Genomic DNA, 15,310 nt, shown 5'->3' on the forward strand with positions numbered 1-15,310 from the left:
CCAAGCCGGGGCACCGCCATCAAACTCGCACGACGCGCCTTCCCCCGCGGGTCCTCTGCGGCAGAATCCCGCACGCCTCGCCGAACCGCCAATGGCTGACCCAGCAAACAACAAGGTTTAGATTTGAATGCTCGGCAAAGAAATATTTCTGGGGTGCAGCATTTTGCTGCGGCGTGTTGGACGTCGCAAGCCCCACGGCCGACATGGAATGCTGAGGTGATGACCTCCAGTCCTTCCGCTGTGCCCGCTTTGATGACTGCCGCCGTCGGCTCTGAAACCTTGAGCCTCCGGCGCGCGATCAAAGCCGACCTGCCACTAATCCTGCAGTTACTCGCCGACGACCAGCTGGGATCGACCCGAGAAAGGGCCGACGATCCGGGCCCGTACGAGCTGGCTTTTGACGCAATCGACTCCGACCCGGCCCACCTTTTGGTAGTGGGAGAACTCGGCGGTGATGTGGTCGCCACGTTCCAGCTCAGCTTCATCCCCGGACTGTCCCGCAAGGGATCCTGGCGCGCACAGATTGAAGGGGTGCGAGTGGCCAAGAAGTTGCGGGGCCAAGGAACTGGTGCGCTCATGATGCAGTGGGCCATTAAGCATGCCCGTGAGAGCGGCTGCTCCATCGTCCAGCTGACCACCGACAAATCCCGCCCCCCGGCCCACCGATTTTACGAGCGCCTGGGCTTCGTCTCCAGCCACGAAGGCATGAAGCTCACCCTCTGACCGCTGTCAGGGCGCCAGAACTAGCGTTTCGCGGTAGCCCGCGCCACAGCCTCCGCCCTCTCTGAAGCCTCGATAGAGATGCCAGACGGGCAGACGGGCAGACGGCGGGAGGAACCCCCATTAAAGCAATAACCCGGGTCGATGTCTGATTTGACGCCTATAGGAGCATCGTCGTGGAAGCACCGTGGGCCGGCGCCCGGAGCGGATGTCCGGATGGGGACCCGCCGTCGGGGCTCTGCATCGGTCACAACTCCGCGGAACGAGTGTCGGGACCGTTACCGTGATTCGTCAGCGGCTGTTTTTGCGGCAGCCCACCCTTGCCGCCGTGAGGATGAGCGCCAGCACCCGCCCCGCACCGGCGAGCAGGAGAATTGCGGTGAAGACCGCCAAATGGCCAAGGAACATCAGGAAGGCCATGCCGAGGGTCATCAGAAAGGTCAGGTTGAGTGCGGTTGTTGTCGAATCGTCCATATACCCTCTGATGTCCGCCATGCATGTGGCGTGTTCTTTCCGGAATCATATCGCCGGACTGGGTTGGCTGCGGCGGCCGGCCTGGGTCGGGCCGTCGGCGTGTGCAGTTGCGTTCGGGGTGGGGGAACCCACGGCCCGGGCGCGGGAATCCGGACCGCTGCAGAGTCTGCGGGTCTGCTGACATCCGTTCGTTGATCCGGCGGGCCTTCGGCAGCATGGCCAGGCAGGTGATCATCTGGGCGGCCCGGGCGCCGCCTCGTTGCCACACAGGTGCCGTATCTCGTGTTCCGCGGCAATGATCCTGCGGGCGAAGATCACGCATTGGTCATCGCTGAGCCGGGCGGCACTGGCGGTTGCCTGACCCCGTTCCGCGTCATGCACGGTCGACAGCGCCGCCCGCAGATCGATCTGGAGGGCCTGGATCCCGGGTGGGAGGTCATGGCTGAGGTTTGTCTGGTCGCCGAAGCGACTGTAGTCGTAGGCGTCAGCCAGGCGCTGCTGGATGCGCTCGGTACCTGTGGCCAGGGTATGGACCATGTGTTCCAGCACGTGGCGCATGTTTTGTGCCGCTGCGTGTTCCTGGCTCATGCGGTTACTGTAGCCGGACCGCGGACCTGTGCAAGCCCCAGACGGTCCCGGGGGCCGGTCGGGGCCGGGGGGGCGAAGGTCCGGAAATTTCCGCCCGTGCCCGGGATTCTTCTGGCCCGGACCCGCGGTGGGGTTCCCATGAATACCGCCTCCTGGAACGAGCCGTCAGAGAACGGGCCGGTCGTTCATCCGTTGGGCGTTGCGGGCATCTGATCAGGTTGGCGTGGGCCGGCGTTCTGCCCCGGGTTCTGGTGTGTGCGGGCCGGGCGGGGTCGGCGTGATGGAGCAGATCTGCACGGCGATGCGGGTCGCGGATTCCGGATGCCCGGTCTGCAGCGCGGTCCGGATGGTGCGGGCTGCCCGGCGTGCGATGTACGGGGCGGGGGTGTCCAGGGCGACTCCGAGCCGGACCCGTACGGTCGTGTTCCCGTCGTCGGGCCGGACCTCGACGGGTGAGGTGTCCGCGGCTGCCGTCCCGCCGGTCAGGCGGGTTCCGGCCTGCCTGGCGGCGAGGCGCCAGGCCGGGTCGGCGGGGTAGACCGCGAGGACTCCGTCAATGCCCAGCAGCAGGTCGTGCAGGGTGTTGGCCGTGGTCATTTTCGGATCCTTTCCCGGGTGGCGCCGTCGGCGTCTTCGACGAGGTCGGTGACGGTGATGTCGACGGCGGTGATGTTCAGTTCGGTGTGCAGGGCCAGGGCTCCGGAGAGTGTGCTCCTGAGCGTGTTGGCCAGCGCCGGTACGGGGTGTCCCCAGAAAGCGGTGACGTTGACGTGGACGGTTACCGGGGCGCCGGCGGTGGTCAGGTCCCCGTGCAGCCGGCATTTGCCGATGGTGGCGCCGGGGAGGGTGTCTCCGACGGTGCGGATGAGGGCGATGACGGCGCCTTCGGTTTCTGAGAGGTCATCGTCCGGGTGCGCCCCGGCGAGGGGGATGGCCCGGCCGGCCCTGGTTTCGAGGCGGAGGTGGTCCAGGATGTTCTGCAGCCAGGGCTCGTCGCCGCTGCCGGCCTGCCGGATGTCCAGGGCGATGAGTTCGGCGGTCAGGTCATCGAGGCGGCGCAGCGCCGCCAGGACCGCCTGGCATTGCGGGCAGTTGCGCAGGTGTTCCGCGTCCGGGGAGGAGCCGGTGTGCAGGTAGTCGCTGAGTTCTTCCAGGGTCCGGCCGCAGTCTGCTCCGATGGTCTCGGGTGTCAACGCCAGGCCTCCATTTCCTTAATCAGGGTTGCCTGGGCCCGGGCCAGCCGGCCGCGGACGCTTTCGGTGCTGATCCCCAGTGTTCTGGCGATTTCCTCGCAGGACTGTCCGCCCATCTGCTGCCCGGTGTGAGTGTGTTGGCCAGGCTCGTCGCTGAGGTCAGGGGCGAAGCCGGCGACCGGTTGTATTCGGTGTTGGCGGGACGGGTGTCTGCAGAGCTTGGTCGTGGGCTTGATGGTTTGCTCGCGGTGCCGGCTGATTCTCGTTCGTCGGGGTTCGATAGGTTGCGTCGTGCTCCGACCCGGGCGTCGGGGCCGGAGATGGTCCGGGCACTGGAACGCGCTGCGGAGATCGCCGGGTTGGGCGCCGGCGGCGTTGATCTGAGCGAGATTCCGGCGGGGCGCGTGGAGGTGCTGGCTCGTCAGGGTCTGTCATCGGATGCGGCCATGCTGCGCCGCATGCCGGAGCATCGCCGTTGGGCGACGTTGGTTGCCACCGCCGGGGCTCTGCGGGTATCCGCGGTCGATGATGCGCTTGATTTGTTTTCGGTTCTGATGGCGACAAAGCTCATCGGGCCCGCGGTGCGTGCATCGGCCAAGGACCGGATGCGGTCCTTGCCTAGCTGAGGCGGGCGTCGGTGACGTTGGCTGCGGCTGCAAAGGTGATGCTGGAATGTGCCGAGGTCCAGAGCACTGGGCTGGGCCCGGCTGAGGCCTGGACCCGGTTGCAGGCGGCCATCTCGCGGGAGCGGCTCCTGGCCGCGGTGGCGACGGTTGAGGAGTTGGCCTCCGACAACGGGGAGGACGCGGACCCGGGCCAGGCGGAGCTGGTGAAGCGGTACGCCACGGTCCGGCCTTTTTTGGCGGTGATCGCTGACGTCCTCCCGTTAGCCGCAACGTCGGCGGGCACTGCGCTGTTGACCGCGGTCCGGGGTCTGGGGAGCCTGGTTGGACGCAAGCGGGTTACCCGGTCAGAGATCGTGGACGAGGTGGTGACCGGGACATGGCGGCGGCTGGTGTTTCCCGGCGCGGAATCGCCGGATGAGCCCGTGGATCACCGGGCGTACACGCTGTGCGTGCTCGAGTCGCTGCACCGGGCGTTTCGTCGCCGGGATGTCTACGCGGTGGGTTCTGCCCGGTGGGGCGATCCGCGGGGCCGCCTCCTCGATGGTGAGGCATGGGAGGGGCGGTCAGCGTTCCCGGCCGCCCTGGGTCAGGACTGCGCGGCTGGCCTCCAGCCCCGTCACAATTGCCGCCAGGCCCAGCTCGAAGGCCTGGTCCGCGGGGGAGGCGGCGCTGTCCGTCCGGTCCCGGGCCTGCAGCGCGGTGGCAAATACCGGAACCTCATCGGCAAAGTCTCCGGGCTCGAGCATGTCTGCGGGCGCCACGGCATCGAGGGCCGAGCCCAGGATGAAGTTTTCCAGCGCCACGACGTTGTTGATGACCAGCTCCTCTGGCCAGCCGCTGTCCACGAAGCCCCGGGCCACAACCTCGTACATCGCGAGCGTGCGGTGCGCGCCCGCGATGGGCAGTGTGGCCAGTAGTGCTATGGCATGTGGGTGGGCGGCGAACGCCGCGCGGTAGGAACGCGCCCAGACGGTGACGGCCTCGGGCCACGGCCGGACCCCAAACGCCGAAGTGTCAATGCGGTCCGAGATGTATTCGCGTATGCCGGCGAGGATGTCCCGCTTACCGCCGACGTGATGGTACAGCGCAGGGGACTTGACGCCCAGGTCCGCAGCCAGGGCGGCCATGGTGAAATCGTCCGGGCCGGTGCGTTTAAGGACCCTGAGGGCGGTAACCAGGATCAGCTCCCTGCTCAGGACACTCTTGTTCGGCCGGCCGACCCTGCGGTGCAGCGCATTCGACGCATTCGACATTTTTCCCATTCCCTCTTGTGTGTTGCCTACATCACATCATAGTGTTATCTCCAGCTAATTTAATCACATTAAATTTATTGGAGTTTTCATGGCATTGACCATCTTCCGTTCGGGTACCGTTGCTGACGCCCTTAGGGCCCCGGACGGGGCACTTCCGACAGCCCTCGCCGTGCGGGACGGTGTCATCACGGCCGTCGGCGACGCGGCCCTGGCGCTGCTGGGGGAGGCCACCGAGATTGTGGATCTGGCAGGGTGCCACCTCTCGCCGTCGTTCGCCGACGGCCATGCCCATCCACTCTTTGGCGGCCTGGAGGACCTGGGCCCGCAGATCCGCCCGTGCGGATCCGTGGAGGAAGTCGCCGCATCGGTCCGCGGCTGGGCCGATGCCAATCCCGACAGCGGCTGGATCGTCGGCGCCAGCTACAATGCCACGCTGGCCCCGGACGGGATATTCGACGCCGAGTGGCTGGACTCCGCGGTCGCTGACCGGCCTGTGCTGCTGAGGTCCTGGGACTATCACACGATCTGGGTCAATTCCGCAGCCCTGCGCGCGGCCGGAATCGATAGGAACACACCGGACCCCGCGCTCGGCCGGATCGTGCGTCGCCCGGACGGATCACCACTAGGCACGCTCATGGAGGCGGGGGCCATCGATCTGGTAGCGCGGGTGGTGCCGGAGTTCACGTTGGAGCAGCGGGTTGCCGCCCTTCAGGCAGCCACGGCTAAGTTCGCGGCTGCCGGCGTCACCTGGATCCAGGACGCCTGGGTGGAACTCAAAGACGTACCTGCCTATGAAGCCGCGGCGGTATCGGGGCGCCTCGATGCCCGCATCAATCTTGCCTTCAAGGCCGACCCCCGGGGCTGGAATATCCAGACGGAGGCCTTCGCCGGGGCGCGCGGACGGATCGAGAAGCTCGCCAGCCCCATGCTCACGGCCAACACGGTGAAGTTCTTCATCGACGGCATTATCGAAAGCCGCACCGCCTGCATGCTCGACCCCTACGCCGATGCTCCCGCGGAAACGGGGCTGCCGAACTGGCAGCGTGACCAGCTCCACGACGCCATGGCCGCCTTCGACGCCCTGGGGTTCCAGCTTCACCTCCACGCGATCGGCGACGCCGCCGTCCGGACCGCCCTGGACGGGCTCGAGGACGTCCAGAGACGCAATGGCCAGCGTGACCGGCGCCCGGTCATTGCCCATCTTCAGGTAGTGGATCCTACCGACGTCGGGCGCTTCGCGGACCTCGGGGCCGTGGCCAACTTCGAACCGCTTTGGGCCTGTGAAGACGAGGTCATGCGGTTGCTCACGATTCCCCGGTTGGGCGCCCACCGGGCTGGCTTGCAGTACCCGATCGCCTCGCTCGCGCGGGCCGGCGTCCATCTGTCCTTCGGCAGCGACTGGCCGGTCACCGGGCATCAGCCGGTCCCGGGGCTGGCCACGGCAGTGACACGGCAGGGTACCGACTATCTCGCCGGCGCAGGCTGGATCCCGAACGAAAGGATCGACGTCGACACCGCAATGGACGCCTACACCTCCGGAGTTGCCTATCAGGCCTTCGCGGAGCGGCAGTGGGGTGCGCTGCGTCCCGGTATGAGTGCTGACCTCGTCCTGCTCTCGGAAGACCCCAGACACGTCCCTGAAGACGGGCTCGCGGACGTCGAAGTCCTTGGCACATGGCTGGCAGGGCGCCCCACCTTCACCACCAACAATCCCAACGTCCGGCTCGAGCGCACGAGCGCACCATGACAGCCAGAAGGACAACGATGTCTTCATCCCAGGACATCACCACAACGCGCACTCAGACTATCCAGCCCCGGACGCAGGGGCCGTACGCTCACCAACGTGTCCGTCATTCGCACCTGGGCGGCAGGCCGACCAACGTTTACCCTTCCCTGATTTCCGGAGTTCTCCGGACCAGCGCCCACACAAACTCAATTGGAGGCAACAATGCCAAACGATTCATCCAGTCCTGAAACCACGCGGCCAGCCGAAGTCCGAGTAGCCGGATCCAGTCACAGCGCCCCGGGCACCAGGCTCAAACGGGTGCTCGGACTCCCCTCCCTGGTCTTTTTCGGCCTGGTCTACATGGTTCCCCTGACCGTCTTCACGACCTATGGAGTCGTGTCCGCAAACACAGGGGGTCGAACATCACTGGCCTACATCGTCACTCTCGCGGCGATGATCTTCACCGCCAAATCGTACGCCTCGATGGTGAAGGTGTGCCCGGTGGCGGGCTCGTCATACTCATATGCGAGCAAGTCTTTTGGACCCAATATCGGGTTCCTCGCCGGCTGGTCGCTGCTGCTCGACTACCTGTTGCTTCCCATGGTCAACTACCTGGTCATCGGCATCTACCTCAACATCCTCTTCCCCGCCATTCCCGCCTGGATCTTCGTCGTTGCCTGCATCGTCTTAGTCACCGTGCTTAATGTCGTCGGCATCAGCTCCGTCGCCACAGCCAGCAACCTCATCGTCCTCGTTCAGTTCGTGTTCATCGCGGTGTTCGTCGCAATTGCCATCGGCTTCGTAGCCACGGGAGGCAACAGCGTCAACCTCGCGGCACCCTTCACCGGGGACGGCGGGGCCAACGTCACGTTCCCCGCCCTCATGGCCGGCGCCGCAGTGCTGTGCCTGTCCTTCCTGGGCTTCGACGCCATTTCCACGATGGCCGAGGAAGCCAAAAACCCCAAGAAGGACATCCCCCGGGCAATCATCATTGTCACCGTGGGTGCCGGCCTCCTCTTCCTTGCCCTGGCTTACATCAGCCAGCTCGTCTTCCCCGGCACCGGATTCAACGACCCCGTGTCAGCCGCAAGCGAGGTCATGCTCAAGGCCGGCGGGGACTTCCTGAATATCTTCTTCATCGCCGCCTACGTTGCCGGGGCGACCGGATCGGCGATTGCCTCGCAGGCCTCGGTTTCACGCATCCTCTACAGCATGGGCCGTGACGGCATGTTGCCGCGTCGCATCTTCGGCACCCTTTCGGCGCGTTTCAAAACCCCTGTTATCTCGATCCTGATCGTTTCAGTCATTTCGGTTCTCGGAGTCAATGCCGACGTCGGCCTGCTGTTTTCGGTCGTGAGCTTCGGGGCTCTGGTCGCGTTCTCTGTTGTCAACCTTTCGGTCATCAAGCGCTACCTGTGGGATGAGAAGCGCCGGACCCGTGGAGATGTCTTCCTCTTCGGCATCCTTCCGGGAGTCGGGTTCCTGCTAACGGTGTGGGTCTGGACCAGCCTGGCACCTAACGCGCTCATTATCGGCGTCATCTGGCTGGCAGCCGGTTTCGTTTATCTCCTGTTCCTCACGAAGGGTTTCCGGAGGAAGACGCCACGGGTCGAGTTCTCAGAAACGCTCTGACCCGTTGACACGGGGCTACTCATCACGACGGCGACACTCGCCTGCATACCTGACCCACTACATCTTCTGACCATCACCCCTGGAGTCATCTCAGTCATCATCCAACTCAGACTGACGTACCTGTCGCCAGTCCGACGCCCCGTCACAGTGTCAGAATCGGCCGGTTCTGAGACGACCCCGGGGCCCAGCAACGCGCCGAGCCAAAACCGTCCACAAACCGTCTCACAACACGCCGAGCGAACAGCGATGTTGTGAGACGGTTGTGCGACAGTAGACGAATGGCGACCCAACATTTCGATCTCATCGGCTACACCCGCGTCTCCACCAACGGACAAGACGCCCAACTCCAGCGGGACGCCCTCAAAACGGCCGGCTGCGGCCGGATCTTCGAAGACAAAATCTCCAGCCGCGCCACCGCCCGCCCAGGGCTCGCCGAAGCCCTCGACCATCTCCGTCCGACAGACACCCTGTGCGTGTGGAAATTGGACCGCCTCGGCCGGTCAGTGAAAGAAGTCCTCACCATCGCCGATAGCCTCCACGACCAAGGAGTCGGCCTGCGGATTCTCACCGGCACCCTCACCGGGACCTACAACCCGACCGGAGAAGGGAAATTCTTCTTCGTCATGATGGCTGCGTTCGCCGAACTCGAGCGCGACATGATCCACGAACGAACCATGGCCGGCCTCGCAGCCGCCCGGGCCCAAGGCCGCACCGGCGGGCGCCCAACAGTCATGGATACCGACACCCTCGCTGCCGCCCGGGCCAGACAGGCCAAAGGCGAAAGTCCCACCCAGATCGCTAAGGCGCTCGGCGTCTCCCGCGCGTCCATCTACCGCCACCTCCCAACCAGCAACCCCCGAACCGTGCCACCGGGACAGAATCCTTAGCGCCAACCACTGTTCCGCTGCAGGTCAGACCCCAACCCCTTGGGGCGGCGGGGGCAGCCGCAGCCGCTCCGTCATGCCGACGCACCTGGCGGTGCGCAGTTCCACCGGGGCGGCACCGGCGTCGCCGTGAGCGGGCCGGTGGTTCCGCGGGCACGTGGTTCGGCGTGCAACAGTTGAGCACGGTTGACACTGCTGACTAGGCTTTGAGGCATGCGTGAACTCCAGGCGAAGATTATCGAGGAAATGGGCGTGCAGCCCCGGATCGACCCCGCCGGGGAGGTGCGCAAGCGCGTGACGTTCCTGAAGGAGTACCTGAAGGCCACCCACACGAAGGGGTTTGTCCTGGGCGTCTCGGGCGGGCTGGACTCCTCGCTCGCCGGGCGCCTGGCCCAGCTGGCGGTGGAGGAACTGGAAGCCGAAGGCACGGCGGCGAACTTCGTGGCGGTCAGGCTCCCGCACGGATTCCAGCACGACGAGGAGGACGCTCAGGCGGCACTCGACTTCATCGGCGCCGGAACCGAGTGGACTTTCAACATCGCCCCGGCTGTGGAGGCGTTCGAGGCCGAGTTCGAGAAAACGGCGGGCGCCTCCATCTCGGATTTCCACAAGGGAAACACAAAGGCCAGGGCCCGCATGACCGCGCAGTACGCGCTGGCCGGTGAGTACAACTGCCTGGTGATCGGCACTGACCACGGCGCCGAGTCAGTGACCGGCTTCTTCACCAAATACGGCGACGGCGGTGCCGACATCCTCCCGCTGTTCGGCCTGAACAAGCGCCAGAACCGGGCGCTGCTGGCCGAGCTGGGCGCGCCCGCCCGGGTCTGGGACAAGGTGCCCACCGCCGACCTCCTCGACGGCTCGCCGGGCCGGACGGACGAAGACGAGCTCGGCCTCAGCTATGACCAGATCGACGACTACCTCGAGGGCCGCGACGTCGCTGAAGGCGTGGCTGCGCTGATTGAGGAGAAATACCTGCGCACCCGCCACAAGCGCACCGTGCCGGTCACCCTCTTCGACACGTGGTGGAAGTAGCCGGCTCCGCCCGGGGGCACTTTGAGCCGGGTTTCTGCGATCCAGACGCCTTTTCCGGCGTGTCCGTGTCAAAGTGCCCCGGGACGGCGCGGGGTCTGACGTTCTGGAAGCGGGGCTAATGTGAACCACGACGTCGGGAGCCCGCACAGCGGATAGACGATCAGTCCCGGACTTCCACCGTGCCCTTCATGCCCATGAAGTCGTGGAGGGCACAGATGTAGTCGAATTCCCCGGCCTTGTTGAAGGTCACTTTGAACCAGGTGCCCGGCGTCATGAATCCGGAGTTGAGATCCCCACCGGTGAAGTTACTGGGGTCGCCAAGAGGTACAAAGGGATCGGCCGGCTCCGTGCCGAACGTGACAGTGTGCGGGGCACCCATGCCGTTGTTCACGAAGGTCACACTCTCACCGACGTGGACCACAGTCTTCCGGTGCACGAACCGCATCACCATGGCGGTTCCGTTGTCCGTTCCTTCGATGACGGTGTGGCTGTCCACGTGGTCGCGGGCCGCGTCCCATTGCCTCTGCCCGTCGCGCAGGATCTCCCGTTCCTGCTTGTTGGCCTTGTGGTCATACTGCGACTGCGTGAACGGGTAGTCAGTTCCGGCGTCCCGGACGTGGACCGTGCCCTTCATAGCCATGCCGTGCACCAGGCAGTAGTACGTGAACTCGCCCGTGTCCGGGAATTTCAGGGTGTACTCCTCGACTTCTTTGAAGCCGGTGTTGGACACATTCGACATGATGCCGGAGTTGTAATACGAATGTCCGTCATAGCTCTTTCCGCCCTGCCTGTGGCTGTTCTGCGGAAGCGAGGGGTCGAACGGCTGCGTGGACTCGAGCGACTGGCCTTCGGCCAGGAACGTCACCGTGTGGATCTCCGCCGAGTTCGCCTTCCAGGTGATCTTGTCGCCGGCGTTGATGTAGATGTGCTCGGGCAGGAAGGCCATCCCTTGGATCGCCTGGTCAGAGGATTCGGAACCGACCAGAACCGTCCAGGTCTTTGGCGATTTGCCGCCGTCCGCGACGGCGGCGCCGCTGACAGCCAGCGGCAGCACCAGCGCCGCAAAGGCCGCCAGCAGCAGACGCAAGAGGCGTGGCATTCGATGGATTGCAGGTTGAGGAGTCACTCGACTCACTCCTTTGAATCTGGGGTGAACGGCCGGAAGCCGGCCTCGTATTTATTCACGGCCGCCGTCAACCACGACGCCGGCCGGCACCGGGCGGGTGCGCGTCCGCCGGGCCTCTTCCGCCACGCCCGGACACCCCAGCATCAGGGCGTGGAGGAAGCCGCCGGAACGTGCCCGCCGACAGGGCACAGGCGTTGATTCGGTACAGATGCAATTCTCATGGTGCTCCGCGCCACCTGATTTGTCGAGGCTCTGGACAAACAACCGGGCGAACTTCCGACCGCCCTATCTCGCGCCCTGCAGCAGCGTCGAGATCCGGTGGGCCTCGTCCAAGAGCAGGCGCCCCAGCCGGGCCCTCCGGTCTTCCCGGAAGCGCGGCTCAATCCCCGTCAGGGACAGCGCCCAGGCGGGGCGGCCGCGCTGGTCGAAGACCGCAGCACCCATCCCCCAGCTTCCTTCGAGCACCAGCCCGGGGTTGACCGAATAGCCGGCCTGGCGCGTCGCAGCCAGATTCTCCCGGACCAGCGCCTCCGTGTGCGCCGCCGCAAAGCTGCCGGCGTGCGCCGGCCAGCCGGCCAGCAGTTCCTCCTGTTCCTCCGCCGCCAGGAACGCCATGATGGCGGTCCCGGCCGAGGCTACCCCCAGCGGGAACCGGACACCCTCGTGCAGCACGAAGGACCGCACCGGAAAGCTGCCTTCCTCCCGGAGCAGGCACACCGTCTCGTTCCCGCGGCGGATGGAGAAGAAGGCGCTTTCGCCGGTTTCCTCGGCCAACCGGCGGAGGCCGGGCCTCGCGATGTCCTCCAGCGGGAAACGCGCCGAGGCCACGGAACCCATCAGCAGGATTTCCGGGCCCAGCACCCAGTTACCGCTGTTCGGGTCCTGGTCCAGCAGGCCCTCGGCGGCCAGCGAGCTGAGCAGCCGGTGAACGGTGGGGCGGGTGAGGCCGGATTCCCGGACCAGCTCGACGAGCGGGGAGCCTTCGGGTTTCCGTCCCACCATCCTCAGCAGGGCCGCGACACGGCTGACCACCTGGGCCCCCTGGATCGGTACTGAATTCATCAATTTTTTCCTTCAAAGCTCCATATTGTGGACACATCAAAGACTACCGTCCACACTGTAAAAAACCACCAACTTTGACGAAAACAGTGCCTTGACAGCTCCTTTCGATGCCCCGTACGCTCCATTCCCAGAACAACAGTCCACAACGTGGATTGACCCGGCTGGCCGGGAAGCCGCCCGCTCAATGAGGAGATGCAATGTCAAAGCTGAAATCCGGCGCAGCCGCTGCGCTGCAGGACGTGCTGCGGGACGGCATGACGCTCGCCGTCGGCGGCTTTGGCCTCAGCGGCATCCCGGCAGGCCTGATCGAGGCCGTGCGGGATTCCCGTGTGAAGGACCTGACGGTGGTGTCCAACAACATGGGCGTGGATGGCAAGGGCCTCGGCGTGCTGATCGAAGCCGGCCAGGTCCGCAAGGTCATCGCCTCCTACGTCGGCGAGAACAAGCTCTTCGCCGAGCAGTACCTCGCCGGCCATCTCGAGGTGGAGTTCACCCCGCAGGGCACCCTCGCCGAACGCCTGCGCGCCGGCGGCGCCGGCATCCCCGCGTTCTACACCAAGACCGGTGTGGGCACCCTCGTCGCCAAGGGCAAGCCGCTGGCGGAATTCGACGGCGAGACTTTCGTCCTGGAGCGTGCCATCAAGGCCGACGTCGCCCTGGTCCACGCCCACACCGCCGACACCGACGGCAACCTGATCTACCGCTACACGGCCCGGAACTTCAACCCGGTGGTGGCCACGGCCGGTGCCGTGACCGTCGCGGAGGCCGAGGTCATCGTCGAACCCGGTGCCCTCGATCCCAACCACATCGTCACTCCCGGCGTGTACGTCCAGCGCCTCGTGCAGGCCGGTGGCCGGGTCAAGGACATCGAACAGCGGACCGTCCGCGAGCGCCCGGCAGCCGCCGTCGAAACGGCATCCGCCGCCGTCGTACCGGCCTGAACCGCCACCCACCATCCGAGGAGAAGAATCACCATGGCCTGGACCAGGAATGAAATGGCTGCCATCGCGGCCGAAGAACTCAACGACGGAGACTACGTCAACCTTGGCATCGGAATCCCCACGCTCGTCGCCAACAACCTGCCCGACGGAATCCGAGTTGTCCTGCAGAGCGAGAACGGCCTGCTCGGCATGGGCCCGTTTCCGTACGAGGGCGAGGAAGACGCGGACCTCATCAATGCCGGCAAGCAGACCGTGACGGTGCTGCCGGGCGGGAGCATCTTCGACTCCGCCACCTCCTTCGGCATGATCCGCGGCGGCCACGTCAAGGTCGCGATCCTGGGCGCCATGCAGGTCTCCGGAAGCGGCGACCTCGCCAACTGGACCATCCCCGGCAAGATGGTCAAGGGCATGGGCGGTGCCATGGACCTCGTCGCCGGCACGCCGCGCGTCGTGGTCCTCACCGAACACAACGCCAAGGACGGCACGGCCAAGATCGTCAAGGAATGCACGCTGCCGCTCACGGGACTCCGCGTGGTGGACCGGATCATCAGCGACCTCGCCGTGTTTGACCTTGATAAGTCTGACAAGCGCGACGGCGGCCGGCAGCTCACGCTCACCCGCCTCGCCCCGGGTATCACCGTGGAGGAGATCCGCGGCAAGACCGAGGCCGGGTTCACCGTCGCTCTTCGGGACGGCCCGCCGGAAGCGGCCCCAGCACCTGAAGGAACCCCTGCACTCGAAGGAACTCCCGCTTTGGAAGGAACACTGGCATGAGCCTGAAAGAACAGTTCGGCAAGGACGTCCTGCTCACCGGCTGGGGACACAGCCGCTTCGGCAAACTGACGGACGAGACCCTCGAGTCGCTGATCGTCCAGGTCGCCACCGAGGCGATCGGCAACGCCGGCATCGAGCCGGGCCAGATCGATGAGATCTACCTCGGCCAGTTCAACTCCGGGATGATGCCGCTGGCCTTTCCTTCGTCCCTGGCACTGCAGGTCTCGGAGCAGCTGGCCAACGTCCCGGCCACCCGGGTCGAGAACGCCTGCGCCTCCGGTTCGGCCGCCTTCCAGCAGGGCACCAAGTCGCTGCTGGCCGGCACCGCGAAGACTGTCCTGGTGATCGGCGCCGAAAAGATGACCCAGGCCGGCGCCGACGTTGTCGGTGCCGCCCTCCTCGGCGCTGACTACGACATGGCCGGAAAGGCCTCCACCACCGGCTTCACCGGGCTGTTCGCCGACGTCGCCAAGCACTACGAGAAGCGCTACGGCGCCGGCCTGGGGAATCTGGGCTCCGGGAAGCTGGGCGACGTCCTGGGCAGCATCGCCGCGAAGAACCACCGCAACGGCGTGGACAACCCCTACGCCCAGCTCCGCAAGGACCTCGGCGAGGAGTTCTGCCGCACCGTCTCGGACAAGAACCCGATGGTGGCCGATCCCCTGCGCCGCACCGACTGCTCCCCTGTGTCCGACGGCGCCGCCGCCGTCGTCCTGAGCACCTCCCCCACCGCCGGGGCAACCGCACCGGTCCGGCTCACCGGCTTCGGCCACGCGAACGACTTCTTCCCCGCCGAGCGCCGGGACCCGACCGCGTTCGCCGCGACCAGGGTGTCCTGGCAGCGCGCGCTGGCGATGGCCGGCGTCGGGCTCCAGGACCTGGACTTCGCCGAGGTGCACGACTGCTTCACGATCGCCGAACTGCTCATGTACGAGGCCATGGGGCTGACTGAGCCGGGCCAGGGTGCGCGGGCCATCGAGGAAGGCTGGGTGTTCAAGGACGGCAAGCTGCCCGTCAACGTCTCCGGCGGGCTCAAGGCCAAGGGCCACCCGGTGGGCGCCACCGGCGTGTCCCAGCACGTCATCGCGGCCATGCAGCTCACCGGCACGGCCGGCGCCATGCAGCTCGGCACCGCGCGCCGCGCCGCAGTGCAGAACATGGGCGGCGTCGGCATCGCGAACTACGTCAGCGTGCTCGAAGCCGTCTAAGCCAGCTGAACCAGCCCGGCTTTGACGCGTCCGCCCAGCCGGGCGGACGCGTCGGCGCGGGCGGCACA

At 66.0% G+C, this 15,310-nt stretch carries 17 protein-coding genes; 9 read left to right on the forward strand and 8 right to left on the reverse strand.

Annotation, left to right across the window (positions count from 1 at the left end; genetic code table 11):
• Nucleotides 1–219: 219 nt before the first annotated feature.
• Nucleotides 220–723, forward strand: a complete 504-nt coding sequence (locus tag ACQCSY_RS07030) for a GNAT family N-acetyltransferase (RefSeq protein ID WP_427134345.1) — start codon at nucleotides 220–222, stop codon at nucleotides 721–723.
• Between the two features lie 288 nt (nucleotides 724–1,011).
• On the opposite strand, the gene ACQCSY_RS07035 is transcribed toward ACQCSY_RS07030, so the two are convergent.
• The 4 genes from ACQCSY_RS07035 to ACQCSY_RS07050 form a co-directional block, all read right to left on the reverse strand.
• Complete coding sequence (locus tag ACQCSY_RS07035; protein WP_427134347.1) at nucleotides 1,012–1,215, reverse strand: hypothetical protein; 204 nt, start codon at nucleotides 1,213–1,215, stop codon at nucleotides 1,012–1,014.
• A 210-nt stretch (nucleotides 1,216–1,425) separates the two neighbouring features.
• A complete protein-coding gene (locus ACQCSY_RS07040; RefSeq protein ID WP_427134349.1) occupies nucleotides 1,426–1,782 on the reverse strand; it encodes a hypothetical protein in 357 nt (118 codons plus the stop codon).
• Nucleotides 1,783–1,995: 213 nt separating this feature from the next.
• Nucleotides 1,996–2,379, reverse strand: coding sequence for a hypothetical protein (locus tag ACQCSY_RS07045; RefSeq protein WP_427134351.1), 384 nt, complete (start codon nucleotides 2,377–2,379; stop codon nucleotides 1,996–1,998).
• Nucleotides 2,376–2,975: an Asp23/Gls24 family envelope stress response protein gene (locus ACQCSY_RS07050; protein ID WP_427134352.1), complete on the reverse strand. Its 600-nt coding sequence runs from the start codon at nucleotides 2,973–2,975 to the stop codon at nucleotides 2,376–2,378. The genes ACQCSY_RS07045 and ACQCSY_RS07050 overlap by 4 nt, the downstream gene beginning before the upstream one ends.
• A 128-nt stretch (nucleotides 2,976–3,103) precedes the next feature.
• Here ACQCSY_RS07050 and ACQCSY_RS07055 point away from each other — a divergent pair, with 128 nt between their 5' ends.
• Nucleotides 3,104–3,601 (forward strand): hypothetical protein, encoded by a 498-nt coding sequence (locus tag ACQCSY_RS07055; RefSeq protein ID WP_427134354.1) that lies wholly within the window; start codon nucleotides 3,104–3,106, stop codon nucleotides 3,599–3,601.
• Here the strand turns inward: ACQCSY_RS07055 and ACQCSY_RS07060 are convergent.
• Complete coding sequence (locus tag ACQCSY_RS07060; RefSeq protein WP_427134356.1) at nucleotides 3,594–3,821, reverse strand: hypothetical protein; 228 nt, start codon at nucleotides 3,819–3,821, stop codon at nucleotides 3,594–3,596. The genes ACQCSY_RS07055 and ACQCSY_RS07060 overlap by 8 nt on opposite strands.
• 343 nt (nucleotides 3,822–4,164) lie before the next feature.
• Nucleotides 4,165–4,854, reverse strand: a complete 690-nt coding sequence (locus tag ACQCSY_RS07065) for a TetR/AcrR family transcriptional regulator C-terminal domain-containing protein (RefSeq protein ID WP_427134358.1) — start codon at nucleotides 4,852–4,854, stop codon at nucleotides 4,165–4,167.
• Nucleotides 4,855–4,942: 88 nt separating this feature from the next.
• Here ACQCSY_RS07065 and ACQCSY_RS07070 point away from each other — a divergent pair, with 88 nt between their 5' ends.
• The 4 genes from ACQCSY_RS07070 to nadE all read left to right on the forward strand — a co-directional run bounded on the left by ACQCSY_RS07070 (nucleotide 4,943) and on the right by nadE (nucleotide 10,131).
• Nucleotides 4,943–6,601 carry an amidohydrolase gene (locus tag ACQCSY_RS07070; RefSeq protein WP_427134360.1) on the forward strand — a complete coding sequence of 553 codons (1,659 nt, stop codon included), beginning with the start codon at nucleotides 4,943–4,945 and terminating at the stop codon, nucleotides 6,599–6,601.
• Nucleotides 6,602–6,898: 297 nt separating this feature from the next.
• Nucleotides 6,899–8,212 carry an APC family permease gene (locus tag ACQCSY_RS07075; RefSeq protein ID WP_427134362.1) on the forward strand — a complete coding sequence of 438 codons (1,314 nt, stop codon included), beginning with the start codon at nucleotides 6,899–6,901 and terminating at the stop codon, nucleotides 8,210–8,212.
• A 278-nt stretch (nucleotides 8,213–8,490) separates the two neighbouring features.
• Nucleotides 8,491–9,099, forward strand: a complete 609-nt coding sequence (locus tag ACQCSY_RS07080; RefSeq protein WP_427134364.1) for a recombinase family protein — start codon at nucleotides 8,491–8,493, stop codon at nucleotides 9,097–9,099.
• 210 nt (nucleotides 9,100–9,309) lie between these two features.
• Complete coding sequence (gene nadE / locus ACQCSY_RS07085) at nucleotides 9,310–10,131, forward strand: ammonia-dependent NAD(+) synthetase (protein WP_427134366.1); 822 nt, start codon at nucleotides 9,310–9,312, stop codon at nucleotides 10,129–10,131.
• A gap of 160 nt (nucleotides 10,132–10,291) precedes the next feature.
• Here the strand turns inward: nadE and ACQCSY_RS07090 are convergent, their stop codons facing one another.
• Complete coding sequence (locus ACQCSY_RS07090) at nucleotides 10,292–11,230, reverse strand: plastocyanin/azurin family copper-binding protein (protein ID WP_427134367.1); 939 nt, start codon at nucleotides 11,228–11,230, stop codon at nucleotides 10,292–10,294.
• 312 nt (nucleotides 11,231–11,542) lie between these two features.
• A complete protein-coding gene (locus ACQCSY_RS07095; protein WP_427134368.1) occupies nucleotides 11,543–12,319 on the reverse strand; it encodes an IclR family transcriptional regulator in 777 nt (258 codons plus the stop codon).
• 197 nt (nucleotides 12,320–12,516) lie between these two features.
• Here ACQCSY_RS07095 and ACQCSY_RS07100 point away from each other — a divergent pair, with 197 nt between their 5' ends.
• The 3 genes from ACQCSY_RS07100 to ACQCSY_RS07110 are packed head-to-tail and all read left to right on the forward strand — an operon-like array spanning nucleotide 12,517 to nucleotide 15,242.
• On the forward strand, nucleotides 12,517–13,260 hold the full coding sequence (locus ACQCSY_RS07100) for a CoA transferase subunit A (protein ID WP_427134370.1): 744 nt from the start codon (nucleotides 12,517–12,519) through the stop codon (nucleotides 13,258–13,260).
• Between the two features lie 33 nt (nucleotides 13,261–13,293).
• Nucleotides 13,294–14,034 (forward strand): CoA transferase subunit B, encoded by a 741-nt coding sequence (locus ACQCSY_RS07105; protein ID WP_427134371.1) that lies wholly within the window; start codon nucleotides 13,294–13,296, stop codon nucleotides 14,032–14,034.
• Nucleotides 14,031–15,242: an acetyl-CoA acetyltransferase gene (locus ACQCSY_RS07110; protein WP_427134372.1), complete on the forward strand. Its 1,212-nt coding sequence runs from the start codon at nucleotides 14,031–14,033 to the stop codon at nucleotides 15,240–15,242. Before ACQCSY_RS07105 ends, ACQCSY_RS07110 begins: the two co-directional genes overlap by 4 nt.
• The last annotated feature ends 68 nt before the right edge of the window (nucleotides 15,243–15,310 follow it).

Origin of the sequence: Pseudarthrobacter sp. S9 (assembly GCF_050156545.1) — a bacterium.
GTDB lineage: Bacteria > Actinomycetota > Actinomycetes > Actinomycetales > Micrococcaceae > Arthrobacter.